Here is a 22,907-nt window from a genome sequence, read left to right as displayed (position 1 = left end):
AGGACGTTAGTATCAGCCACCGGCGATCGGACGCTCGGTCAAAGCCAGGGAGCCTCCCGGCAGGTTCGCATGCGCGGGTGCGGGCTTTGGGATGATCTCCAAGCGTCACCTTTTCAAAGGCACTTTTGGGGTCGAAATGCACCTTATGCCTTGACAGATCCTTGCAACCCATTGAAATCGCAACAAATGCGTGCGCCCTCCGAGCGCACCAGAGTCATAAGTCATTGATGCGAAAAATCTTTTCGCGATCGCTTCCCCCATATTGTTACCCGCAGCGGACATTTGTTCCGCGCAAATCGTCCCTACCTAGTCCTGCACCCATTGATTGAGCGCTTGCTCTTGTGGTCGTCGCATCTCCATTTGAACCAACACCCCGCGAAGGAAAACCGCTATTTGCCCCCGAGAGGGCGGCGGCGTGCCCCAGCGTAGAAATCGGCGGACTCGTCCTCTCATCCTTCAGCGCTACTGGTCTTCAGAACTGGTTAGGCGACTTTACCCCGCCGCTCTGATCGCGGCCGACCATCGACGTTCGACGTCTCTCACCGCCTGTTTCATGCTCGTCAGGTATTTTTGCGGCTTGCTCGGACAATGAAGCGGGCGACTGTCGTACAGCATCGGCCACATCAGAGCCGAGCGGCGGCGACGGGCCGCGGCAATCTCCTTGTCCGGCAGTATAGGCAGGAAGCCGGGCTGGCTGGTATTGATGACAACTGCTTCCGGTCCCTTCAGCTCGGAGGTGATCCGGATTGGCGGAAGCGTAGAATGGGATTCGATGAGCTTGCTTGGCAGGGGCGCGGGCAGCAGCGAATCGGCTGCAAAGAGCAGCGCGAGCAACGCTCCGCCGACCCACAGAAAGTAACCCCGCAGGGGAGTTTGAGCATCGACTAAGCCGCGCGCACGCATTGACAAAACGGATGTTCTGCTCACAGCGCCCGGCCCCCGCGCTGAAGCCCATTAAACGCGATCCAGGGCCGTTCGTCGGCTGTTCGGCCTGATGCGGGTGGCTTGTATTGCTTCCGTTTCGATTTCAGAAGGCGGACGGCCGCCGATGCAGCTGCGTGAGCTTGGCGTGGCACGAGCCAGGCGTTGACCGAATAGATGATGCAATCGCGAGCGAGGAGGGCTGACGTCATGGAGTGGCCCGCCGCCGCTGGGCTTGCCGCTTGATCGGCACCGCCTCTCGATCGACGACCGCGTGCAGCCAGGCAACCAAGGATATTGTAACGCCCAGCAGCAAGCTCAGGCCCACGAGAGACAGTGCCACGACCAGGTTCAGGGATGCGAGCGCAAGCCCCGGCCACGGATTTTCCTTCGCGAGCGACCACAAAAGTGTTGACATTCTCCGACCTCGAAATACACTAAACCGTATAGTTCATATACATCCCGAACTGCGGGATGTGTCAAGAGCGAAGACTCACAAGCGCGTGTTCAGACTGTTTTGAAGGGCGGGGGAATCGGAGCGTGACGCTGCGTTTCCCGTTCGAAAGAGCGATGCCTCAGCAGAAGAAAGGATTCTTTATGTTCAAGTACACATTAGTCGTCATGCTGGCGGCGTTGTTCGGCAATGGGACTGCCTTTGCGCAGGAGAACCGCGGCACTCCCGAACAGAGGGCCGCATGCGCGCCTGACGCCTTCCGGCTGTGCCTTAGCTACATCCCTGACGCCACGAATGTGGAGGCCTGTCTCAGGCAAAGAAAATCAGACCTGAGCGATGCTTGCAGAGCCGTCTTCGATCACGCTGCGGAAGCTGCTTCGGTCAGGACCATAGGATCGCGCCGGTACCGGGGCGCAAGGGACGAGGAATGATCGCATGAACTTGATTTATATTCCTGCTGTCGCCGCGTTCGGGGGCTCGGCCTTCGGAGCGATCTCCACGATCGTGACTGGATGGGTGACCCGGCGCCGCAGGCTTGGCGAGCGCCACTACGCCCGCTCGATTTCCAAGCGCGAGCGGCTCTATCGAAGCTTCATCGAGGAAGCCTCCCGACTCTACGCCGACGCGCTTGTCAGCGACAAATCCGAGATTCCGCAACTGGTCAATCTGTATGCCCTGATAGGGCGGATGAGGATTCTGTCCAGCAATCAAGTTGTTCAAGCCGCGGAGCGGGCAGGTCGCGTGATCATCGAAACCTACCTGTCACCCAACCGCGAATTTGTCGATCTGCCTGAGTTCATGGAGGAAATGGATCCCTTGCGTGGCTTCGGGGAAGCCTGCCGACGTGAATTGCATTCGATCCCATCTCGCTGAGGTCCCAAGCGATGCAGCAGCGGATAGGCCAAGGCGGATCGTCGTGCATTCGTCGGCGGATCGTACAAGCAGCGATCCGATTGCACCGCGAGATCGGTTTCAAGAAGACCACCGTCGCCGATATCGCTCGCGGAGCGTCGATGTCGCCCGCTAACGTTTACCGCTTCTTCGCTTCAAAGCAGGCGATCGAAGAGGCGGTCGTGGCGGATCTGTTCGAACACGTCTCCGCGGCCGCAACGCTTGCGGCTCGCAGCGGCTCCGCACTGGAGCGCTTAACGGCTGCTTTGAGGGCGATCTCGCGGCTGCACGAACATCGGCTGGAGAACGACAGCAAACAACACGAATTGGCCGCTGCGGCAGTACGCGAGAACTGGGCTATCGCCCAGTCTTACGCAGACCGGATCCGGGGACTTGTGCGCGTGATCATTGCTGGTGGGCAGGCGAGCGGCGAACTGCGACCGGGAAGTCCGATGGCGATGACCTGTTGCCTGCTTGAAGCAATGGACGGGTATCTCAATCCGTCGCGGATCAACGCGGCTACCGTTCGGCCCGCGTTTGACGAGATGATGGATTTCTGTGCAGGCGCCCTGCGTCATGCTCCATGGGGGCAGTCGATCGACCTGGCCGCCGACTTGAGTCCCAAAAGCCGTGGCGCAAGGATAGCGAGCGGGGTCTGTGGCTGATTCACGGCCTCCAGTCGGCCTCGCAAGCCGCAAGAAAGAAATTGACCCGTTCGTGCAAGAACGTCGGCAGCTCTTTTCTGAGATCCTTCAGTTCCTCACCCATCAGAGATCTCATAAGCATCGGAAGCAGGATGAGATCCATGAACATCTGCGCGGTCGCAACGCTCCGCTTTGCGCTGAAAGGTCCTTTAGATGAGCGCGCGATCCTCTGCGTTGCCTCGTTCAAAAGGTGCGAAACTGCCCCGGCCGCGCGGTCGCGCGCCGCGTCGTGAACATTTCGGCTCAACTCGGGAAATCGCCGCGCCTCGGCGATCGTCGCGCGCGTGAGGTCCAACGTGTCCTCTACGAATCTCTCCACGATTTCGATTCCGAGATTGGTAAGCTTTTCCTGGATGGTGCGGCCTGCCGGCGTGAATCCCTCGAAGTCTGTCAATCCGTTGATGGTCCGGGCCACCACAGCCACGAACAGTGCCTCCTTGCCGGGGAAATGGGCGTAGATGGTCGGTTTGCTCGCAGGGGCCAACTCGGAGATATCGTCGATGCTGGCACTCCGAAAGCCTTTCTCGAGAAAGAGCTGCTGGGCTGCATCGAGAATCCGCGCCTGGACGTCGCCAGCAAGATCCTTGGGCGGCCTGCCGCGTTTCGGGCTTTTGTTCTTCGCCATCACCGTCTCCTAATCACGAGTTTGTGCGTGCCTAGATCCCACTTGACACGCTCAAGCAGGAAATGCAATGAAAAGAAAATATACGGTATAGTTTACTTTAACTTCGTCGAGGGCCGGCTTTGATTGCCAGGCCTGCGACAGCTCATCCGGATGACCGGCCGGCCGCCACATGCGCGTTCGGCCCCCGCTCATCCGGTGCAACCTGAGGAGATTGTCGTGACTGTGTGCAGGCCGGACTCGCCAAAAGTGGAGCAGGGCATTCTGCTGCGCGAATTGAATCACCGGATCAATAATGGGCTCGCCTTGGCGATCAACCTGGTCTCGGCCGCGGCCGTCCGAGCTGAGGGGTCTGAGGCCAAGCGCGCCTTAAGCGACATGGTCGAACTGTTGCATGGTTATGCCGATGTGCAGCAGGCGCTCGAAATGCCCAGGGGCAAGGCGCTGATCGACGCCGCGACATACATCCGCATGATGGGCTGCGCCATGCGCCGTTCGTTGCTGGATCGAATGAATATCCGGCTGGCACTCGACACCGAATCTCTTCCGCTCCAACCAGAGCGATGCCGGCGGCTGGCATTGATCGTCCACGGGCTCGTAACCGAGGCCGCGAAGCATGCGTGCTTCGAGGCGCGGACCGGAGAAATCAAGGTCAAGCTGACACGAATCGGCGCGGTGGTGAATTGCGTCGTCCTGGACAATGGATCGCGGTCGGTACGGGGCGCCGCGGGACGCGGAGTCCGGATCAGCAATGATCTTGCCAAGGGCATCGGCGGCCGGATCGAGCACGGCTTCGGCACGGATTTCACATCCGTCGTCCTATCGTTTCCGCTGACAGAGCGTGAGCGGCAGGCGAACTGGGCGATGGCGAAGCGTCGCATCATCCGGTCGTCTAGCCGGTCAAAAGTCGGCCCATCCGATGCCTCGGCGCTTTACCCAGGCGCGAAGTGCCCGGATCGGGGCAGCCGCCCCGTTGCAACTCGACCGGATCCGAATCCCGCTCGCGGAGCCCAACCGATCTCTGCCCGTCCAGCGCCGGATGCGCTGCGGGAGTTGTTGTCACCTGGTCACGTGTCATGAAACATCACTCTGAGATCCAAACTGAAATCGTTAAAACCGCCCGCAACGGCAAGCTGACAGGGTCCAACGTCCTGGCGGCCGCGCTTGTCGCAATCGCGCTGAGTGGCTGCAACGATCATACCGCTGCTCCCGTCACGCGTGCCGCGATCGTGCGCACGGAGGTCGTGCAGCCGCGGGACCGACAAGCCTCTGTCACCCTGACCGGCGAAATCCAGGCCCGTTTCCGCGCCGACCTCTCGTTCCGCGTAAGCGGACGTGTGCTCGCGCGCTATGTCGATGTCGGCGCCCGCGTCCAGGCTGGTGAGGTCCTTGCTCTGCTCGATCCCGCCGAGCAGCAGGCCGACGTCGATGCCGCAACTGCGGCGGTGCTGGCCGGAGAGTCTCAGCTACGCGTAGCCAGGGCGACCTTCGAACGGCAAAAGGCGCTGATCGCAAGCGGTTACACCACGCGGACGGTCTACGATCAGGCGCAGGAAGGATTGCGAACCGCAGAAGGTGCGCTTGAAGCAGCAAAAGCGGAGCTCGGAACGTCGAAAGACGCCCTTGGCTTTACCGCGCTGCGCGCCGAAGCGACAGGCGTGGTCACCGCACGCAATTTGGAAGTCGGCCAGGTCGTACAAGCCGCGCAGCCCGTCTTCTCGCTGGCGCAGGACGGTGAACGGGATGCCGTCTTCGACGTCTACGAATCCCTCTTCTTTGGCGATCTTGACGACAGCCACGTATCGCTGGCGCTTGTCTACGACGCAGGCGTGACGGCGAACGGACATGTAAGGGAAGTCTCGCCCGCGATTGATGCGAAGAGCGCGACCATCCGCGTCAAGGTTGCCATCCAGGATCCGTCGGCAGCGATGACGCTTGGAAGCGCTGTTGCAGGAACCGTCAAAGCGAAGGCCCAGCGGCAGATCGCATTGCCCTGGAGTGCATTGGCGGCGGCGGGATCGAAGCCCGCGGTCTGGACCGTCGATCCGGCGACTAAAACGGCTGCGCTCAAGCCGGTGACGATCGGCGGTTATGAAGCCCGAGAAGTGCTGATCAAGGCGGGCCTCAAGCCGGGCGAGCGCGTCGTGATCGATGGCGGCAAGCTGCTGAGCGTTGGCCAGGCCGTGACATATGAGGGAGACCGGTCATGAAGAAGCGCGCTATGATTGCAACCGGCACGTTTATTTCCGCGCTGGTGCTGGCTGGATGTCAGCAGGACGCGAAAGCGCCCGAGCCCGTGCGGCCCGTGCTGTCGATGGTCCTTGAGCCGAGCCGCACGGACGGCATCGTTGCCGTGGGCGTTGTTGAGTCGCGGTACAAGACTAATGTCGCGTTCCGCGTCTTGGGACGTCTGATCGGGCGTCCCGTCTCCGTTGGCGACCTCGTCGGTGAAGGGCAAACTGTCGGTGTGATCGATTCCACGGCTCTGGAGCTTGCGGTGCGCTCGGCCAAGGCTGAGCTTACGAAGGCCGAGGCGCTGCTGGCGACTGCAACGGCGACAGAGCAGCGGCAGCGAACCCTCATCACAACCGACGCCACCACAAAGCAGACACTGGACAATGCCGAGCAGGCGCGGGCCGGCGCCGCCGCGTCGGTGGCGCACGCACAGGCGAATCTGTTCAAGGCCATCGAGCAACGGGGCTATGCACAGCTCAAGGTCGATTTCGCCGGCGTCATCACTGCGGTGGGTGCAGAAGTCGGGCAGGTGGTCTCTCCTGGCCAGAATGTCGTGACAGTTGCGAATCCCGACATCAGGGAGGCGGTGGTCGATATCGGGGAGGATTTCCCGGTGCCGCTTGAAATTAACTTGCCATTCACCGTCGGCTTACAGCTGCTCCCCGCCGTTCAGGTCGAAGGCAAGGTTCGCGAGATCGCCCCGCAAGCAGACCCCGCGACACGCCTGCGGCGAGTCCGCATCACCCTGAACAATCCCCCTGAAAGCTTTCGCTTAGGCACGACCGTTACGGCGAAGCTCGGCAAAGAGCAAAGTCCGACATTGCGCGTCCCCACCTCGGCGGTGGTCGCCAAGGATGACGCTAATTTTGTCTGGGTCGTCGATCAGCGCGAGAGCACCGTGTCGCTGCACAAGGTCGATCTCGCCGGGGACCCCGCAGATGCCCGCGTCGCCAGCGGGCTTGCTCCCGGTGCGCGCATCGTGACAGCCGGAATCCACAGCCTCACGCCGGGGCAGCACGTCCGTATCAAAAAGGATCAGTAGCCATGAAGTCGTTCAACCTTTCCGACTGGGCGCTCGAACATCGTTCGCTCGTCTGGTATTTCATGATCGCCTTCATGGCGGCAGGCTTCTTTGCGTACCTTCAGCTTGGTCGTCAGGAAGATCCCGACTTCACCATCAAAACAATGGTGATCCAGGCGCAGTGGCCGGGCGCATCGCCCGAAGAAGTGACGCGCCAGGTCACTGACAGGATCGAAAAGAAGCTCGAGGAGCTGGAATCCCTCGACTACACCAGGAGCGTGACGGTCGCGGGCCAGACCACCGTATTCGTCTATCTGCGAGATACGACAAAGGCGGCTGACGTCAAGCCGACCTGGGTCCGCGTCCGCAACATGATCGCGGATATCAAAGGCGATTTTCCGCAAGGAGTGATCGGACCGGGCTTCAACGATCGTTTCGGCGACGTGTTCGGTAACATCTATGCCTTCACCAGCGACGGCTTGACCCAGCGCCAGCTGCGCGACGAGGTCGAGGGTATCCGCGCCAAGGTCTTGACCGTGCAGGACGTGGGTAAGGTCGACATTCTGGGAACGCAGGAGGAGGTGATTTACCTCGAGTTCTCCACGCGGAAGATCGCGGCCCTTGGCCTTGACGTCCACTCGATCATGACTTCCCTGCAAGGACAAAACGCGGTCGCGCCGTCCGGTGTGCTCCAGGAGGGGCCCGAGCGGATCAGCGTGCGGGTGAACGGCCGTTTCACGTCGGAAGCAAGCCTGAACGCGGTCAATCTCCGTATCAACGACCGCTTCTTTCCGCTGACCGACGTCGCAACCATCACACGCGGTTATGCCGATCCGCCCAAGACCTTGTTCAGGTACAACGGCCAGCCTGCAATCGGGCTTGCCATCGGCATGAAGACCGGCGCAAACCTGCTTCACTTCGGCGAGGCGCTGAAGGAGGAAATGTCAAAGGTCATTGCCGACCTGCCGATCGGCGTCGGCGTTCATCTGGTTGCCAATCAGCCCGTCGTCGTCGAGCATGCCGTGTCGGGCTTCACCCATGCGCTGTTTGAGGCCGTGGTCATCGTTCTCGCCATCAGCTTCCTCAGCTTAGGCATGCGCGCCGGGCTGGTCGTCGCAATTGCGATCCCGCTGGTTCTCGCCATTACGTTCGTGGTGATGGCCTATGCCGACATTTCATTGCAGAGAATTTCGCTGGGTGCATTGATCATCGCGCTGGGCCTTCTGGTCGATGACGCCATGATTGCCGTCGAAATGATGGTGGCCCGACTGGAGGCCGGCGATCCCCTGGAGAAGGCGGCGACCCACGTCTATACGTCGACCGCTTTTCCCATGCTGACGGGCACGCTGGTCACCGTCGCGGGCTTCATCCCGATTGGGCTGAACAGCAGCAATGCCGGCGAATTTACCTTCACCCTGTTCGTGGTGATTGCGGTCTCCCTGATCGTGTCGTGGATCGTCGCGGTGCTGTTTACCCCGCTGCTCGGCGTCACCATCCTGCCCGCAAAGATGAAGGGGCACCATGGGGAGAAGGGCCGGCTGGCGCAGATGTTCGCCCGCCTGCTGCTCGTCTGCATGCATCACCGTTGGATCACTGTCGGCGTGACGGTTGCCGCCTTCTTCGTCGCGTTGTTCGGCATGACGTTCGTGCAGCAGCAGTTCTTTCCCTCGTCGGACCGTGACGAACTGGTGATCGACTGGAACTTGCCGCAAAATGCTTCGATTGCAGACACCAATGCGCAAATGGCGCGCTTCGAGCGCGAACAGCTGCAGGGCAATGGCTCCGTGGAGCATTGGTCGACTTATGTCGGCACGGGCGCGCCGCGGTTCGTGCTGTCGTTCGACGTGCAGACGGCCAATTCATGGTTTGGCCAGCAAATAGTTGTGACCAAGGGCGGCATAAAGGCGCGCGACCTCGTCAAGGCGCAATTTGAGGAATATCTGAGGAAGACGTTTCCAGGCACCGACACCTACGTCAAGTTGCTCGAGGTCGGTCCGCCCGTGGGACGTCCCGTGCAATACCGCGTAAGCGGGCCAGACGTCGCGAAGGTCAGGGATCTCTCGCAGGAACTCGCCGGCATCGTCCGGAGCAACCCCGATCTCGGCAACGTCGTGTTCGACTGGATGGAGCCTGCGCGCGTCGTCAAGGTCGACGTTCTCCAGGACAAGGCGCGTCAGCTCGGCGTGACCTCGGAAGACATCGCCACGACCCTGAACTCGGTGCTCGAGGGCACGCCGATCACACAGGTTCGCGACAGCATCTATCTCGTCAATGTCACTGGACGCGCTACTGCGGTCGAGCGCGCCTCGATCGATACGCTCCGAGATCTGCAGTTAACCGGGCTCGGCGGGCAGGCGGTGCCGCTCGGGGCCGTGGCCAATCTGCGCTACGAGATCGAGCAGCCGACGATCTGGCGCCGCGCGCGGATTCCCACGATCACGCTGAAGGCTGGCGTCGTCACCAACGTTCAGCCGAAGACGATCATGGATCAGCTGGCGCCGAGGGTGGCGGAGTTCGCCAAACAACTGCCGGCGGATTATTCGGTGGCGATCGGCGGCTCCGTCGAGGAGAGCGCCAAGAGCCAGGCGCCGATCGTCGCCATCGTTCCGCTGATGCTTTTCGTCATGGCCACAATCCTGATGATTCAGCTGCAAAGCTTCCATCGCCTGTTCCTGGTGTTTGCGGTCGCGCCGCTTGCCGTGATCGGCGTCGTCATGGCCATGCTGCCGAGCGGCTCGCCTCTCGGATTCGTTGCCATCCTCGGCGTGTTGGCACTCATCGGCATTCTGGTCCGAAACTCCGTGATCCTGATTGTGCAGATTGAGGATCTGAGGAAGGAGGGGCGCCGAGCCTGGGACGCCGTGGTGGAAGCGACCGAAAATCGCATGCGGCCGATTATCCTAACCGCGGCTGCCGCTAGTCTCGCGCTGATTCCGATAGCGCGCGAGATTTTCTGGGGCCCGATGGCCTACGCGATGATGGGCGGCATCATCGTCGGCACACTGCTGACGCTCTTGTTCCTGCCGGCGCTCTATGTGGCGTGGTTCCGGATCCACCCCGAACACGACGATGGCCGGCCGACGAGTGAGACCGTTGATCCGGCGCACGACAGCCATTCGTCGAACCCGACTCTCGCGCCGGCCGCGCCGGTGCCGGTGCTCGAGACGCAAATCTAAAACGGAGACTATAATGTCCTGGAAGATACACTTGACGCTGTCTGTCAGCGCGACGCTCGCCACGATTTCCTTGGCGCCGACTGCGGTGTTTGCGCAATTCCCCGGTCCGCCTCCAATGGGGCCGGGCGGTCCTCCGCCGATCGCGGCCGGCGGTCCTCCGGCGTTTGCAGGTCCTCCTCCTCCCATGGGGCCTGGCGGTGCGCCCCGTGCCGGCTTCGGCGGTCCGGCTCCTCGCCTGGGCGCCGGCGCTGGTCCTCGCGGCGATCTAAGGGCGCTTGGCGGCGTACGCGCTGGCGGTCGTGACGGACCCGCGGTCGCTCGCTCGGTCCAGGCTCGCTCTGCATCGGTCAGCCACAGCCGTTCCGGAAGCTTCAGCCATGGCTATGGCGGGCGGCGATACGGTTATGGTGCAGCCTACGTCGCTGGCGCCTATGCCGGCTATACCTATGGCAACTCAAGCGGTGACAATTATTCCGATAGCGACTGCTACTACACCTACAGTCGCCACCAACGCGTTCTGGTTTGCAACTAACAATCACGAACTCCGAACCTTGGCGTTGCGTCAGCGTGTCCAATTGGTTGGGACAACAACGTCTGGCGAACGTGGGACTTAAGTAATTGGTTCCAGCACGAGCTTGTGAACGCGCTCGCTTGACAAGGCCATTAATAAACTATACCGTATAGTTTATTAAAACAGCGACGACCGCGCTCTCGACAGAACGGACGCGGGTTTGAGCAATCGCAAATCAAGGGCACCGAATCATGAATTTTCAGCCTCGACCTCACCTCACGACCGGCGACCGGCGCCCGCCATTCGATTGCATAGCGTTGCTATTGCAAGGCGGCGGCGCTCTGGGGGCTTATCAGGGAGGCGTCTACGAGGCTCTGGCCGAAGCCAACATCCATCCGGATTGGATTGCCGGCATTTCGATTGGAGCGATCAACGCTGCAATCATCGCGGGCAATCCTCCCAATTCCCGCGTTGACCGGCTTCGCGAGTTTTGGACGCAGGTGACGTTGGACGCGCCGTTCACCGATTTGTTGAATAGCGATCACACCCGCAATTTTCTCAATCAGGTGAATGCGAGCTTTGCGGCGGTGTTTGGCGCGAACGGATTCTTTTCTGCGCGGCCACTGGCGCCATGGCTGCAAGCGGGTGGAACGCTTGCCGCCACCAGCATCTACGACACGGGCGCGCTGAAGACGACACTGGAGCGCCTCGTCGATTTCGATCGTATCAACGCCGGCATGACGCGGTTCAGCGCGGGTGCCGTCAATGTGAGGACCGGCAATCTGGTCTATTTCGACACTGCCACGCATACGATTCGGCCCGAGCACATCCTGGCGAGTGGGGCGCTGCCGCCGGGCTTTCCAGCGATCGAAATCGATGGTGAACATTATTGGGATGGCGGCCTCGTATCCAACACTCCGTTGCAGTGGGTGATTGAGTGTGGCGCCCGTCAGGACACGCTCGTGTTTCAGGTTGATCTCTGGAGCGCACGCGGCCAGATTCCGCGCAATATGGCCGACGTCGTTACGCGTCAAAAGGAGATTCAATACTCGAGCCGCACGCGAGCGAGCACAGACCAGTTCAAGAGCCTGCACCGGTTGCAGCGAGAACTGGCAGCTCTCTTGAGCAGGCTGCCTGAAGATCTGCGCGAGCAAGAGGACGTCAGGCTGCTCAGGACGGCTGCCTCTCACAACGTGCACAGCCTCGTCCATCTAATCTATCGCACGCGGAACTACGAAGGCCACTCCAAGGACTACGAATTTTCCCGCCTCTCGATGCAGGATCATTGGCGCGCCGGTTATCACGATGCGCTGCGCACCCTTCGTCATCCCGAAGTGCTGGCCCGCCCGACCAGTGCGGACGGCGTCTCCACGTTCGATCTTGAGCAGAATGGTCGCGAATAGGCCAGCCGGTCATTCCCAGTCACAGGAGAATTGAATGCGCGAAAATGAAATCGTGAGGCGGGCGTTCGCGATGCCGCTCACCAGTCCGGCCTATCCGCCGGGGCCGTATCGCTTCGTCAACCGCGAGTATCTGATCATCACCTATCGCACCGATCCGGGGAAGCTGCGATCGGTTGTCCCGGCGCCGCTCGAACTCGATGAACGCGAGGCGCTGGTCAAATACGAATTCATCCGCATGCCGGATTCCAATGGTTTTGGCGACTACACCGAGAGCGGCCAAGTCATCCCGGTGTCGTTCCGCGGTCGCAGGGGCAGCTACACCCATTGCATGTTCCTGAACGATGAGGGACCGATCGCGGGCGGTCGCGAGCTCTGGGGCTTTCCGAAAAAGCTCGGCCAACCGACGTTGGGGACCGAGGTCGATACGCTCATCGGCACTCTGGATTACGGCCGGTTGCGGGTAGCAACCGGCACGATGGGGTACAAGTACCGCGAAGCCGACCTGGCGCAAGTCAAGGCCGCTCTCCAGGAACCGAACTTCCTTCTCAAGATCATTCCGCACGTCGACGGCAGTCCGCGGATCTGCGAGCTTGTCGAATATCACCTTGAGCAACTTGTCTTGAAAGGGGCGTGGACCGGGCCCGCGGCTCTCGCGCTGACGCCTCACGCCCTGGCTCCCGTGGCTGATTTGCCGGTTCTCGAGATCGTATCCGCAATTCACATCCGCGCCGACCTTACCCTAGGGCTCGGCAAGGTCGTTCACGACTATTTGCAACAGCCGATCCGACGCCCGCTCCGGAGCTACGAGAGAGCTCTGGTCACATGAGGGACGACTGCGATCCGCTGCGCGCGTCCAGAAACACCTGCGGCGACGAGCCGTAAGGCCGTCACTCGTTTTGAGATCAACAAGGAAAAGTGAAATGGGTATTCTGAAAGGTAAAGTCGCGGTTGTGACCGGCTCGACGAGCGGCATCGGTCTCGCGTATGCGCGTGCTTTCGCAGGCGCGGGTGCCAACATCGTGCTCAATGGGATGGATGCGCCGGCCGATGTCGAGAAGGAGCGATCTGCCGTCGAGAGCGATTTCGGGGTGAAGGCCGTCTATTCGCCCGCGGACATGGCCAAGCCGAGCGAAATCGCCGAGCTCATCACGCTCGCCGAGAAGACTTTCGGCAGCGTGGATGTCCTCGTGAACAATGCCGGCGTCCAGCACGTCGCCCCTATCGAGGAGTTTCCGGTCGACAAGTGGAATGCGATCATTGGGATCAACCTGTCCTCCGCCTTCCACGCGATCCGTGCAGCCGTGCCCGGCATGAAGAGGCGCGGCTGGGGCCGTATCATCACCACGGCCTCGGCGCATTCGCTGGTCGCATCCCCCTTCAAGTCGGCCTACGTCGCGGCCAAGCACGGCATCGTGGGACTCACCAAGACGGTGGCGCTGGAACTCGCCCGGTCGAAGATCACCTGCAACTGCATCAGCCCCGGCTACGTCTGGACGCCATTAGTGGAGAAGCAAATCCCGAATACGATGGAGGCGCGCAACATGAGGAGAGATCAGGTGATCAACGACGTCCTGCTCGCGGCCCAGCCGACGAAGGAATTCGTCACGGTCGAGCAGGTGGCGTCGCTGGCGCTGTTCCTGTGCAGCCAAGACGCCGCGCAGATCACCGGCGCCAACCTCTCGATCGACGGCGGCTGGACGGCCGCGTAGGGCCCACCGAAATGCACACCGGCTCCTGAAACGCACGGTGAAAGGAGATGGTCGACGAACAGCGACGATAGACCAAGAGAAGGCAACAATGCCCAACACCTACGACTGCTGCCTTACTGAACATCAACCAATTCCTATGGAGAGAACATCATGAACAAGCGACTGATGGCGAATTTCATTGGCTGTGCCTGCCTTACCATGGCGACGGCTGCCGAAGCCCGAACCTCTTACGACGGTCCCTGGAATCTCGTCTTCGTTACACAACGCGGAAGCTGCGATCCGACCTACAATTTCTCAGTGAATATAAACGACGGCGTTGTCACGCATCCCAATCTGGTGAAGTTCAGAGGGTCTGTCGGGAGATCGGGCGCGGTTCGCGCGTCGGTGACGGTCCACGAAAAATACGCATCAGGTTCGGGAAGGCTGACGCGAGACGCCGGCGGCGGGACCTGGAGCGGTCACGCAGGAGGCGGGCGCTGCTCGGGATACTGGACCGCGCAACGAAGCAGCTAGGCTGGTGTCGGTGCTGCTCAGGCCGAAATCATCGGGCATTCTGGACGAACATGCGAACCTGGCCACCTATGTCGCCGCGGCGAAGCGCGGCCCGCCTACAAGTGGGCTTTCGACGCTCAATTGGCGGTTTACACCGGCAAGCCACCGGCCGGCTGATTGAGGTCCGTCCGGGGCTCGAAGTCGTCATCCGAGTTTTTCGTTCAGTTTATGGGTCCTGACCCTAGCCGTGTTATGCGTGATTGAGATAGTCGGACACGCCGTTCGGTCGCGCATCGAGGGATACTGCGCAGTGCTGAAGATTGGAATCATCTCGGATACCCACGGGCTCCTGCGGCCCGAGGCTGAGCAAGGGCTTGCCGGGGTGGCGCATATCATCCACGCTGGCGATATTGGTCGCGCGGACGTTCTCGTCAGACTTCGTCGGATCGCGCCTGTCACTGCGATCAGAGGAAACATCGATACCGGCGACTTGGCGAAACGTTATCCCGACACTCAGGTGGTCCGGCTCGGTGAGCGCTCCTTCTATGTGTTGCATGACCTTCAGCAACTTCAGATCGATCCAGCAGTTTGCGGAATCGACGTGGTGGTTTCCGGCCACTCGCATCGCCCGCGGATCGAAACGATTGACGGTGTGCTCTATCTAAATCCTGGAAGCGCCGGGCCACGGCGTTTCAAGCTGCCTATCACGCTGGCTACTTTGGAGCTAACCGCAAGCGACCTTCAGCCGGTCATTCACGACCTTAGTCGCGCCGAGTGATGTGGATGAGGCCCGAGGGAGCACTGAGCAGTGTCCTCTCTAGGGATATTCCAGACCGTGCTGGAACAGGAAGACTAGAAAAAAGCCCGGCCGGCATCGCGGCTCGGGTTTTCTTTTTATCCTACAACCGATCTAGTGAATGGTACGAATCAAATGGTAGCCGACACCACCGGCAACGATCAGAGTTGGTACGGCCCAAGTATCAGTACTGGCATATTCGGCCCTATCTTCAGCCTCCTCACTGCAGCAAGCTCTATGCCGCGGTCGTATTCAGGATCGACGAGCGTCACGCCGCCGGTGCAGTCTTGGCGCTCCGACTGCTTCTCCCTTCCTTCCGAACGACAGCGCGAGATCCGAGGCGGCCTAAGGCGAAGTCCGCAGAATGTGTTGCAGCGATCGGTTGAACTCGCCGCGCAAAGCGGTCGTTCGCCGCAAAGCTCACGTCAGGTAAGCGTCCACGACCATGGCAGTCGCGGTTCTCGTTCGTTCATATTGGTAACGTAACAACTGAGTAGCCTCTTCAAGGGAGCGGCGTGGTGTACGGTTTGCGTATAGCTTTCGATCTGACCTTGGTCAAAAGCATAAGCAATGACAAACGACTCGTTCTAGCGACGGCATTTCGAATTGGCGCAACAAAATAAAATCGCCTTGGAATTGAAGCGCTCGGACGACACGCGCAATCGATAGCGCCATTTCGCCGACCGACGTGATTGCTTCGTGAGTTCTGTTCGATGCAATAAGCTTGTAGGCAATCATCATAACGGTCGCCTTGCTTCAATCGCCAGGCGTTACGCGAACATTGAAATGAAAGCCGGCGACAGCTCACTTGCAATGTTTAGTAAATTGTGTTTCACTAAACAAATCGAGCTTCGCCGGTCCTTAAGAATCCGGGTGGCGCGAGGAAACGTCAGTTCAGTCACTTAGCCCGTCAAGGACTGTGTCGCACTGCTCGAAAAATTCGAGCGGGCAGGAACGCCGCGCCATGTCGATGGCCGGTTCAAATGGAGGGAAATGCGCATGAAGAATAGCATGAAGGCGCTTTTTGCTGCAGGCGGCGCTCTCGCCGCTGCGGTCGGCATCGGAGCGATGACCACGCCCGCGCACGCGCAAGGCAAGACGATCACGCTGTGCTGGGCCGCATGGGACCCGGCCAACGCGCTGGTCGAACTGTCGAAGGACTTCACCGCCAAGAGCGGGATCGGCATGAAGTTCGAGTTCGTGCCGTGGACCAACTACGCCGATCGCTTCCTGAACGAACTCAACTCGCGCGGCTCGCTGTGCGATCTCATCATCGGCGATTCGCAGTGGATCGGCGGCGCTGCCGAGAACGGCCAGTACGTTAAGCTGAACGACTTCTTCAAGAAGGAAGGCATCAGCATGGACGACTACATGCCCGCCACCGTGGTCGGCTATTCGCAGTGGCCGAAGAACACACCGAATTACTGGGCGTTGCCGGCGATGGGCGACGCGGTCGGCTGGACCTATCGCAAAGACTGGTTCGCGCGCCCCGACGTGCAGAAAGACTTCAAGGCCAAATATGGCCGTGATCTCGCCGTGCCGCAGACGCTCGATGAACTCCGCGACATCGCAAAATTCTTCCAGGGCCGCGAGATCGACGGCAAGAAGGTCTATGGTGCCTCGATCTATACCGAGCGCGGCTCGGAAGGCATCACCATGGGCGTCTCGAACTATCTCTACGACTACGGTTTCAAGTACCAGGATCCCAACAAGCCCTACGCGATGGACGGGTTCGTCAACTCGTCGGGCGCCGTCAAGGGGCTCGAGGCCTACAAGGAGCTCTACAAGTGTTGCACGCCTCCCGGCGCCTCCAACTCCTACATGTCGGAAGGTCTTGATGCCTTCAAGTCCGGTCAGGTGGCGCTGCAGATGAACTTCTTCGCCTTCTTCCCCGGCCTCTACAAGGATCCGAACGTCGGCGGCGACAAGATCGGCTTCTTCTCCAATCCCGCCGCCACCACCCAGGCCACGCAGCTCGGCGGGCAGGGCATCTCCGTGGTTTCCTATTCCAAGAACCAGGGCGAAGCGCTGCAATACATCAAATGGTTCTCCGGCGCCGATGTGCAGAAGAAGTGGTGGGCGCTGGGCGGCTATTCCTGCGCCAAATCCGTGCTGAATGACCCGAGCTTCCCGGACAGCGCGCCGTTCGCCAAGGAGTTCCTGAAGTCGATGAGCATGGTGGTCGACTTCTGGGCCGAGCCATCCTACGCCCAGCTCCTGCAAGCCGAGCAGAAGCGCGTTCATGACTACGTGGTCGCCGACAAGGGGACCGCGCAGGAAGCGCTCGACGGGTTGGTGAAAGACTGGAAAGCCATCTTCAAGGAAGAGGGCAAGAAGTTCTAGGATAGCGGCCTGGAGCGCGGCTCGCTCGCGCTCCAGGCAATACCAGGACTCGCTTCCGAAGCCGCGGCGCATCAGGACCACCCGACGCCATGAATGATTTGAGTGCCTCATCGCGGATCACCTACGGCGCTGTGCCCGTGCAGCCCGCCGTGGTGCGCCGTATCCGGGGCTTGTCGGACAAGGCGCTCGCGTGGCTCTTCATCACCCCGACCATGGTGCTACTGCTGGCGATCAACATCTTCCCGCTGGTCTGGACGATCTATCTGTCCTTCACCAACTATCGGGCCAACCGGGCCAATGCCCCGGTGAAGTGGCTGGGGATCGATTGGTACCAGACGATCCTGACCGATCCGGACATCTGGGCGGCGATGCAGGTGACGGCGCATTTCGTGTTCTGGACCGTCGTCATCGAGACCGTGCTCGGATTTGGCCTCGCCTTCCTGATCGACAAGAAATTCCGCGGCCACGGCGTCTGGACGACGATCATCCTGCTGCCAATGATGCTTTCGCCGGCCGTCGTTGGCAATTTCTGGACGTTCCTCTATCAGCCGCAAATCGGCCTCTTCAACTATGTGGTCGCCTTCCTCACCGGCCGCCCCGCATCGTCGTTCCAGATGCTGGGTGATGTGACGTTGAGCCCCTGGGCGATCGTCATCGTCGACGCCTGGATGTGGACCCCTTATGTGATGCTGATCTGCCTTGCTGGCCTGCGATCGATTCCGGACTACATCTATGAGGCGGCGGAGGTCGACCGCGCATCAAAATGGCGGCAATTCTGGTCGATCACACTGCCGATGGCGTTGCCGTTCATCATGCTCGCCGTGCTGTTCCGCGGCATAGAGAACTTCAAGATGTTCGACATGGTCAACCTGCTTACCGGCGGCGGGCCGGGGTCGACGACGGAAGTTGCCTCGATCACGCTCAAGCGCGCGGCGTTCGAGAGCTGGCGGACGGGCTATTCCTCGGCCTTTGCGATCATTCTGTTCGTGACGGTGTTTGGCCTGGCCAACATCTATGTCAAGGCACTGAACCGGGTGAAGAGCCGATGAGCATCGCCAACACAGCTCATTCCGTCGTTGAACCATTGCCCGGCACCCGGCGACTCGCGGGTTCGCTCGTGGTTCTCTACGCCGTGATCACCATGATTCCGCTGGTCTGGATCGTTCTCACCTCATTCAAGTCGCCGGACGATGCGATCTCCTATCCACCCAAGGTCGTCTTCACGCCGTCGCTCGAAGGTTTCTGCAATCTCTTCACTACGCGCTCGCGCCAGACGCCGGAATTCATCCGCACGCTTGGACCGCCTCAGGGGCTTTGCGATGAAATTGCGCGCGGCCGCAACATGGTGGTCGCCGGTCCGTCGAATTATGTGCCGCGTTTTGTCAATTCGCTGATCATCGCCTTTGGCTCGACCGTGCTCGCGGTCGCCCTGGGCACATTGTCGGCCTACGGGTTCTCGCGGTTCCGCGTGCCCTTGAAGGACGATTTGCTGTTCTTCATCCTGTCGACACGAATGATGCCGCCGATCGCGGTCGCGATCCCGATCTATCTGATGTACCGCGCCATCGGACTGTCGGACACAAGGCTCGGCATGATCCTGCTCTACACCTCGGTGAACGTCTCGCTCGCGGTTTGGCTGCTGAAAGGTTTCATAGACGAGATCCCGCGCGAGTACGAGGAAGCGGCCATGATCGACGGCTATACCCGCTTTCAGGCCTTCGTGAAGGTGGTGCTGCCGCAGGCAACAACCGGAATCGCGGCAACCGCGATCTTCTGCCTGATCTTCGCCTGGAACGAATACGCCTTCGCGGTGCTTTTGACCTCCGGAAATGCGCAGACGGCGCCACCTTTCATTCCGATCATCATCGGGGAAGGCGGGCAGGACTGGCCTGCAGTCGCCGCCGGCACAACGTTGTTTCTGGTGCCGATTGTCGTTTTCACAGTGCTTCTGCGCAAGCATCTGCTGCGCGGCATCACCTTTGGAGCGGTTCGCAAATGAGCCTCGATGCACACACCCGTATGCCGGGTCGCAGCTTCGCGGACAGAATTCTGCGGCGCGGTCCGCTGGAGGCCATCGCGACGACGATCATCGCCGCGGGCGTCGTCATGCTTATGCAGCCGTTTTTCCTGACGCTGTATTCTTGGTCGTTCGCGACCACGCTTTTCGGCACAGTGATGTTCATCATTGTCTCGAAGGTCAGGGAGTAGGGCGCGATGGCACAAATCAGGGTCGAAGCGCTCGACAAATCCTTCGGGAATTTCCATGCCGTCAAGGAAGCCAGCTTCACGGTGGAGGACGGCGAGTTCCTCTGTCTGCTGGGTCCTTCTGGCTGCGGCAAGACGACGACGCTCCGCATGATTGCAGGACTGGAATTGCCGACGGCCGGCACCATTCGGCTTGACGGTGAGGACGTTACGATGAACCGCGCATCGGCCCGCGATATTGCTTTCGTGTTCCAGCTCTTCGCCCTCTATCCGCATATGAATGTCCGGCGCAATATCGGTTTCCCCCTGAAATGCGAGGGCATCGGCGCGGCGGAAGCCGACCAGCGAGTTGTGGAGGCCGCACGCATCCTGCGCATTTCACATCTTCTCGACAGGCCGGTGTCGGGTCTTGCCGGCGGCGATCGGCAGCGCGTCGCGCTTGGACGCGCGATCGTGCGCAAGCCGAAATGCTTCCTGATGGACGAGCCGCTGGGAGCGCTCGATACTGAGATGCGCGAGGCGATGATCCGTGAACTGCGTGCACTGCACGACCGGCTTGGAGCGACCACGGTCTATGTCACGCACGATCAGCTCGAGGCCATGGCGATGGCCGATATGATCGCCGTGATGAACAACGGTGTCGTCGAGCAGGTCGCGAGCCCGCGCGACATCTATGATCGGCCTGCCTCACTGTTCGTTGCAGATTTCATTGGCTCGCCGCCGATGAACTTCCTGCCGTTCCGCGGCAGCCTGGAAACCGGCGTGCAGGAGATCCGGCTTGGCGAGCGCGAGGTTGCCATTCCCACGGCGCGCGAGGGGCTGCCGGAAAGCGATCTCGTTCTCGGGGTCAGGCCCGAGCATGTGCGTTTCGCCGATCGCGGCGCGGTGCGGGGCGAGATCTATGGGACCGAGTATCTCGGCACGACGCAGATCGTCACCGTGACGACGCGCTATGGCGCACTCAAGGCCCGGTCGCCCGCCAGCGTGTCGTTTCGGACCGGAGAGAATGTCGGGCTCGACTTCCGGCCCGATACGCTGTCGATCTTCGACAAGGCGTCCGGCCGGGCGATTCGCACCGTATTGCATGAGGGAGGCGTGCATGGCTGAGGTTGAGATCAGGGCGGTCTCCAAGGCGTTCAAGAAGACGCAGGCCGTCAGCGATCTGTCGCTGACCGTCGGCGACGGCGAGTTCGTCGCTCTGCTCGGGCCGACAGGCGCCGGCAAGACGACGACATTGCGGCTGATCGCCGGACTGGAGATGCCCGACCGCGGTTCGATCCGGATCGGCGGACGCGACGTGACTGGTGACGCGCCGGCCGACCGCGACGTCGCTTTCGTGTTCCAGCAGTATTCGTTGTATCCGCATTTGACCGTGTTCGAGAACATGGCTTTTGCGCTACGCGCGCCGATCCGCCGCGTACCGGAGGCAGAGATCCGCGCGAAGGTGCGCGAAGTCGCGTGCCTTCTCCACATCGAAACCAAGCTGGACAACAAGGCAACGCAGTTGTCGGGCGGACAGATGCAGCGGGTTGCGATCGGCCGGGCCCTGGTGCGCTCGCCCGCGATCTATCTGATGGACGAGCCGCTCTCATCGCTGGATGCCAAGCTGCGCGGTGAAATGCGGCTTGAACTCAAGCGTATCCAGACCGATCTCGGCGCGACCATCCTCTATGTCACCCATGATCAGACAGAAGCGATGACCATGGCTTCGCGCATCGGTGTCATCGAGGGCGGGCGGCTGCTGCAGATCGGTACGCCGCGCGAGATCTACGAGAACCCGATCAACGCTCATGTCGCCGCGCGGCTTGGCCAGCCGGCGATCAACCTGCTGCCGGCGACTCTCTTTGCCGGTGCGCCGCGCGGGGCCATGACCATTGGCGCGCGCACCGAGCACCTGACAATCGCGCGCGGCGGCGGTGACGTACAAGCGACCGTCAAGCGGATCGAGCATCTCGGCGACCAGAGCCATCTCCATCTCGACCTTGGCGGCCAACCCGTCGTGACGTTGTCCGACCCTGAAGCCAGGCTCGGACCCGGGGATATCGTGTCGCTTCGTCTCAACAAGCCGCTGTTCTTCGATGCGGATGGCGGGAGGGTCGCGGCATGAGTCTCGACCGGGCAGCGAGGGAAAGACTGGTGCGGGCGCTCGCAGCGTCGATGATCGAACACGCCGAAGAACTGACCAGCCTGGACCAGGCAATCGGCGACGGCGATCACGGATTGAACATGAAGCGGGGTTTTGAGGCCGTGCTCGCGACGCTGCCCGGCCTCGCCGACAAATCGTTGCCGGAGATGCTGAAGGCGATTGGAATGACGCTGGTCATGAAGGTCGGTGGCGCTTCCGGGCCACTGGTCGGCACCTTCTTCATGGAGCTTGGCAAGGCGCTTCCGGAGCAGCCGACGCGCGCCGATCTCGTCGCGGCGGCGGATAAGGCGATCGGCGCGGTCAAGCTCCGCGGGCGTTCGGAAGCGGGGCAGAAGACATTGCTGGACGTTCTGGTGCCCGCGCAAGCCGTATTTGCGAGTGGGGGTGACGCCAGGGCGATTGCGGCCGAGGCGGCGCAAGCCGCCGATCGCACGACACCGATGCTTGCAACCCGCGGCCGGGCATCCTTCCTCGGCGAAAGATCCATCGGTCATATGGACCCGGGGTCTCGCTCGGCGTCCCTCCTGATTGGCGCAGCCGTTGCGGCGCTGGAATTCGAGGCAGTTTCATGAGCAATTCAAGTTCCGGCAATGTCGGCATCGTCATCGTTTCGCATTCCTCCAAAATTGCGGAGGGCGCAGCCGATATGGTGCGCCAGATGGTAGGCAACGCTGTGCCGCTTGCCTGGACCGGCGGCGATACCGATGGCGGGCTCGGCACGAATGTCGCCGGTATTCTGGAGGCAATCGAGGCGGCCTGGTCGCCAGCGGGCGTAGCTATCCTGGTCGATCTCGGCGGGGCAGAGACGAATTCGGAGATGGCGCTGGAGATGCTGGCTGAAGATCGACGTGCGCGCGTCGTTGTCTGCAATGCGCCGGTGGTTGAAGGTGCTGTGATCGCAGCGACCGAATCCTCGGGCGGTTCGTCACTTGCCGCCGTCAAACGTAGCGCGGAGGAATTCTATGCATGATGTCAACGCCAGTCGGGCGGCTAACGCCTTCGCGCCGCTGACGGCCTCGGCGGTTCTCGTCAACGCCGTCGGTCTTCATGCGCGGCCGTCGGTCAAGCTCACGCAGTGCGCGAAAAGCTTCGTAGCGAAGATCGAGTTTGCGCTTGCGCCGGACGGACCCTGGACCGATGCGAAGAGTCCGGTGAAGGTGATGCGCGTGAAGGCACCGCAGGGAGCGACGCTGCATTTCCGCGTCGCCGGCCCCGATGGCAAGGCAGCGCTTGCTGCCGTGCTCGCGCTGGTGCATGACGGTTTCGGCGAGGCCTGAT

Annotated in this window: 25 protein-coding genes and 1 pseudogene; 23 read left to right on the top strand and 3 right to left on the bottom strand. The window is 61.1% G+C overall.

Annotated features, from left to right (window positions below; genetic code table 11):
* Positions 1-492: 492 nt before the first annotated feature.
* Positions 493-834, bottom strand: coding sequence for a hypothetical protein (locus tag KIP88_RS26475; RefSeq protein WP_214491019.1), 342 nt, complete (start codon positions 832-834; stop codon positions 493-495).
* Between the two features lie 295 nt (positions 835-1,129).
* Positions 1,130-1,339, bottom strand: coding sequence for a hypothetical protein (locus tag KIP88_RS26470; RefSeq protein WP_214491018.1), 210 nt, complete (start codon positions 1,337-1,339; stop codon positions 1,130-1,132).
* Between the two features lie 122 nt (positions 1,340-1,461).
* Between KIP88_RS26470 and KIP88_RS26465 the strand changes: the two genes are divergently transcribed.
* The 3 genes from KIP88_RS26465 (at position 1,462) to KIP88_RS26455 (ending at position 2,931) form a co-directional block, all read left to right on the top strand.
* Complete coding sequence (locus KIP88_RS26465; RefSeq protein WP_308163645.1) at positions 1,462-1,806, top strand: hypothetical protein; 345 nt, start codon at positions 1,462-1,464, stop codon at positions 1,804-1,806.
* An 85-nt stretch (positions 1,807-1,891) separates the two neighbouring features.
* Entirely contained in the window at positions 1,892-2,248 is a 357-nt protein-coding gene (locus KIP88_RS26460; RefSeq protein ID WP_308163644.1) for a hypothetical protein, read from the top strand.
* 11 nt (positions 2,249-2,259) lie between these two features.
* Positions 2,260-2,931 carry a TetR/AcrR family transcriptional regulator gene (locus KIP88_RS26455; protein WP_214491016.1) on the top strand — a complete coding sequence of 224 codons (672 nt, stop codon included), beginning with the start codon at positions 2,260-2,262 and terminating at the stop codon, positions 2,929-2,931.
* A 1-nt stretch (position 2,932) separates the two neighbouring features.
* On the opposite strand, the gene KIP88_RS26450 is transcribed toward KIP88_RS26455, so the two are convergent.
* The gene (locus tag KIP88_RS26450) at positions 2,933-3,595 is read right to left on the bottom strand and encodes a TetR/AcrR family transcriptional regulator (RefSeq protein WP_214491015.1); all 663 of its coding nucleotides are present in this window, start codon (positions 3,593-3,595) and stop codon (positions 2,933-2,935) included.
* Between the two features lie 246 nt (positions 3,596-3,841).
* Between KIP88_RS26450 and KIP88_RS26445 the strand changes: the two genes are divergently transcribed.
* The 20 genes and pseudogenes from KIP88_RS26445 (at position 3,842) to KIP88_RS26355 (ending at position 22,906) form a co-directional block, all read left to right on the top strand.
* Positions 3,842-4,672 carry a sensor histidine kinase gene (locus KIP88_RS26445; RefSeq protein WP_308163643.1) on the top strand — a complete coding sequence of 277 codons (831 nt, stop codon included), beginning with the start codon at positions 3,842-3,844 and terminating at the stop codon, positions 4,670-4,672.
* Entirely contained in the window at positions 4,669-5,802 is a 1,134-nt protein-coding gene (locus tag KIP88_RS26440) for an efflux RND transporter periplasmic adaptor subunit (RefSeq protein ID WP_214491013.1), read from the top strand. The genes KIP88_RS26445 and KIP88_RS26440 overlap by 4 nt, the downstream gene beginning before the upstream one ends.
* Complete coding sequence (locus KIP88_RS26435; protein ID WP_214491012.1) at positions 5,799-6,869, top strand: efflux RND transporter periplasmic adaptor subunit; 1,071 nt, start codon at positions 5,799-5,801, stop codon at positions 6,867-6,869. The genes KIP88_RS26440 and KIP88_RS26435 overlap by 4 nt, the downstream gene beginning before the upstream one ends.
* Before the next feature lie 2 nt (positions 6,870-6,871).
* Positions 6,872-10,024 carry an efflux RND transporter permease subunit gene (locus tag KIP88_RS26430; RefSeq protein ID WP_214491011.1) on the top strand — a complete coding sequence of 1,051 codons (3,153 nt, stop codon included), beginning with the start codon at positions 6,872-6,874 and terminating at the stop codon, positions 10,022-10,024.
* 13 nt (positions 10,025-10,037) lie between these two features.
* On the top strand, positions 10,038-10,556 hold the full coding sequence (locus KIP88_RS26425; RefSeq protein ID WP_214491010.1) for a hypothetical protein: 519 nt from the start codon (positions 10,038-10,040) through the stop codon (positions 10,554-10,556).
* Positions 10,557-10,786: 230 nt separating this feature from the next.
* Complete coding sequence (locus tag KIP88_RS26420; protein WP_214491009.1) at positions 10,787-11,938, top strand: DUF3734 domain-containing protein; 1,152 nt, start codon at positions 10,787-10,789, stop codon at positions 11,936-11,938.
* Between the two features lie 34 nt (positions 11,939-11,972).
* The gene (locus KIP88_RS26415) at positions 11,973-12,764 is read left to right on the top strand and encodes an acetoacetate decarboxylase (RefSeq protein WP_214491008.1); all 792 of its coding nucleotides are present in this window, start codon (positions 11,973-11,975) and stop codon (positions 12,762-12,764) included.
* A 94-nt stretch (positions 12,765-12,858) separates the two neighbouring features.
* Positions 12,859-13,647 carry a 3-hydroxybutyrate dehydrogenase gene (locus tag KIP88_RS26410; RefSeq protein WP_214491007.1) on the top strand — a complete coding sequence of 263 codons (789 nt, stop codon included), beginning with the start codon at positions 12,859-12,861 and terminating at the stop codon, positions 13,645-13,647.
* Positions 13,648-13,797: 150 nt separating this feature from the next.
* Positions 13,798-14,160 (top strand): hypothetical protein, encoded by a 363-nt coding sequence (locus KIP88_RS26405; protein ID WP_214491006.1) that lies wholly within the window; start codon positions 13,798-13,800, stop codon positions 14,158-14,160.
* A gap of 1 nt (position 14,161) precedes the next feature.
* Positions 14,162-14,316 (top strand): annotated as a pseudogene (locus KIP88_RS46645) (glutathione S-transferase family protein); the annotation flags it as partial.
* A gap of 133 nt (positions 14,317-14,449) precedes the next feature.
* Positions 14,450-14,917 (top strand): metallophosphoesterase family protein, encoded by a 468-nt coding sequence (locus KIP88_RS26400; RefSeq protein ID WP_214491005.1) that lies wholly within the window; start codon positions 14,450-14,452, stop codon positions 14,915-14,917.
* A gap of 1,086 nt (positions 14,918-16,003) precedes the next feature.
* Positions 16,004-17,278: an ABC transporter substrate-binding protein gene (locus tag KIP88_RS26395; RefSeq protein WP_249791042.1), complete on the top strand. Its 1,275-nt coding sequence runs from the start codon at positions 16,004-16,006 to the stop codon at positions 17,276-17,278.
* An 89-nt stretch (positions 17,279-17,367) separates the two neighbouring features.
* The gene (locus KIP88_RS26390; protein ID WP_214491003.1) at positions 17,368-18,327 is read left to right on the top strand and encodes a carbohydrate ABC transporter permease; all 960 of its coding nucleotides are present in this window, start codon (positions 17,368-17,370) and stop codon (positions 18,325-18,327) included.
* A complete protein-coding gene (locus KIP88_RS26385; protein ID WP_214491002.1) occupies positions 18,324-19,277 on the top strand; it encodes a carbohydrate ABC transporter permease in 954 nt (317 codons plus the stop codon). The genes KIP88_RS26390 and KIP88_RS26385 overlap by 4 nt, the downstream gene beginning before the upstream one ends.
* Positions 19,274-19,486 carry a hypothetical protein gene (locus KIP88_RS26380; protein WP_214491001.1) on the top strand — a complete coding sequence of 71 codons (213 nt, stop codon included), beginning with the start codon at positions 19,274-19,276 and terminating at the stop codon, positions 19,484-19,486. The genes KIP88_RS26385 and KIP88_RS26380 overlap by 4 nt, the downstream gene beginning before the upstream one ends.
* Before the next feature lie 6 nt (positions 19,487-19,492).
* Positions 19,493-20,590: an ABC transporter ATP-binding protein gene (locus KIP88_RS26375; protein ID WP_214491000.1), complete on the top strand. Its 1,098-nt coding sequence runs from the start codon at positions 19,493-19,495 to the stop codon at positions 20,588-20,590.
* Complete coding sequence (locus KIP88_RS26370; protein WP_214490999.1) at positions 20,583-21,590, top strand: ABC transporter ATP-binding protein; 1,008 nt, start codon at positions 20,583-20,585, stop codon at positions 21,588-21,590. The genes KIP88_RS26375 and KIP88_RS26370 overlap by 8 nt, the downstream gene beginning before the upstream one ends.
* Positions 21,587-22,201 carry a dihydroxyacetone kinase subunit DhaL gene (dhaL, locus tag KIP88_RS26365; RefSeq protein WP_214490998.1) on the top strand — a complete coding sequence of 205 codons (615 nt, stop codon included), beginning with the start codon at positions 21,587-21,589 and terminating at the stop codon, positions 22,199-22,201. The genes KIP88_RS26370 and dhaL overlap by 4 nt, the downstream gene beginning before the upstream one ends.
* Entirely contained in the window at positions 22,198-22,599 is a 402-nt protein-coding gene (gene dhaM / locus KIP88_RS26360) for a dihydroxyacetone kinase phosphoryl donor subunit DhaM (RefSeq protein ID WP_214490997.1), read from the top strand. The genes dhaL and dhaM overlap by 4 nt, the downstream gene beginning before the upstream one ends.
* Positions 22,592-22,906: an HPr family phosphocarrier protein gene (locus KIP88_RS26355; protein ID WP_214490996.1), complete on the top strand. Its 315-nt coding sequence runs from the start codon at positions 22,592-22,594 to the stop codon at positions 22,904-22,906. Before dhaM ends, KIP88_RS26355 begins: the two co-directional genes overlap by 8 nt.
* Position 22,907 lies beyond the last annotated feature (1 nt).

The organism is Bradyrhizobium sp. SRL28 (genome assembly GCF_018596315.1).
Classification (GTDB): Bacteria; Pseudomonadota; Alphaproteobacteria; order Rhizobiales; family Xanthobacteraceae; genus Bradyrhizobium.
The sequence above is the reverse complement of the archived record's forward strand: the minus strand, read 5'-3'. Positions and strand labels throughout refer to the sequence as shown.

Bases quoted from the DNA above. Each gene is read 5' to 3' on its own strand.
- KIP88_RS26420 (WP_214491009.1), top strand. From the start codon at position 10,787: ATGAATTTTCAGCCTCGACCTCACCTCACGACCGGCGACCGGCGCCCG.
- KIP88_RS26415 (WP_214491008.1), top strand. From the start codon at position 11,973: ATGCGCGAAAATGAAATCGTGAGGCGGGCGTTCGCGATGCCGCTCACC.
- KIP88_RS26425 (WP_214491010.1), top strand. From the start codon at position 10,038: ATGTCCTGGAAGATACACTTGACGCTGTCTGTCAGCGCGACGCTCGCC.
- KIP88_RS26450 (WP_214491015.1), bottom strand. From the start codon at position 3,595: ATGGCGAAGAACAAAAGCCCGAAACGCGGCAGGCCGCCCAAGGATCTT.
- KIP88_RS26395 (WP_249791042.1), top strand. From the start codon at position 16,004: ATGACCACGCCCGCGCACGCGCAAGGCAAGACGATCACGCTGTGCTGG.
- KIP88_RS26430 (WP_214491011.1), top strand. From the start codon at position 6,872: ATGAAGTCGTTCAACCTTTCCGACTGGGCGCTCGAACATCGTTCGCTC.
- KIP88_RS26440 (WP_214491013.1), top strand. From the start codon at position 4,669: ATGAAACATCACTCTGAGATCCAAACTGAAATCGTTAAAACCGCCCGC.
- KIP88_RS26375 (WP_214491000.1), top strand. From the start codon at position 19,493: ATGGCACAAATCAGGGTCGAAGCGCTCGACAAATCCTTCGGGAATTTC.
- KIP88_RS26390 (WP_214491003.1), top strand. From the start codon at position 17,368: ATGAATGATTTGAGTGCCTCATCGCGGATCACCTACGGCGCTGTGCCC.
- KIP88_RS26435 (WP_214491012.1), top strand. From the start codon at position 5,799: ATGAAGAAGCGCGCTATGATTGCAACCGGCACGTTTATTTCCGCGCTG.
- KIP88_RS26370 (WP_214490999.1), top strand. From the start codon at position 20,583: ATGGCTGAGGTTGAGATCAGGGCGGTCTCCAAGGCGTTCAAGAAGACG.
- KIP88_RS26355 (WP_214490996.1), top strand. From the start codon at position 22,592: ATGCATGATGTCAACGCCAGTCGGGCGGCTAACGCCTTCGCGCCGCTG.
- KIP88_RS26470 (WP_214491018.1), bottom strand. From the start codon at position 1,339: ATGTCAACACTTTTGTGGTCGCTCGCGAAGGAAAATCCGTGGCCGGGG.
- KIP88_RS26410 (WP_214491007.1), top strand. From the start codon at position 12,859: ATGGGTATTCTGAAAGGTAAAGTCGCGGTTGTGACCGGCTCGACGAGC.
- KIP88_RS26385 (WP_214491002.1), top strand. From the start codon at position 18,324: ATGAGCATCGCCAACACAGCTCATTCCGTCGTTGAACCATTGCCCGGC.
- KIP88_RS26405 (WP_214491006.1), top strand. From the start codon at position 13,798: ATGAACAAGCGACTGATGGCGAATTTCATTGGCTGTGCCTGCCTTACC.
- KIP88_RS26455 (WP_214491016.1), top strand. From the start codon at position 2,260: ATGCAGCAGCGGATAGGCCAAGGCGGATCGTCGTGCATTCGTCGGCGG.
- dhaM (WP_214490997.1), top strand. From the start codon at position 22,198: ATGAGCAATTCAAGTTCCGGCAATGTCGGCATCGTCATCGTTTCGCAT.
- dhaL (WP_214490998.1), top strand. From the start codon at position 21,587: ATGAGTCTCGACCGGGCAGCGAGGGAAAGACTGGTGCGGGCGCTCGCA.
- KIP88_RS26380 (WP_214491001.1), top strand. From the start codon at position 19,274: ATGAGCCTCGATGCACACACCCGTATGCCGGGTCGCAGCTTCGCGGAC.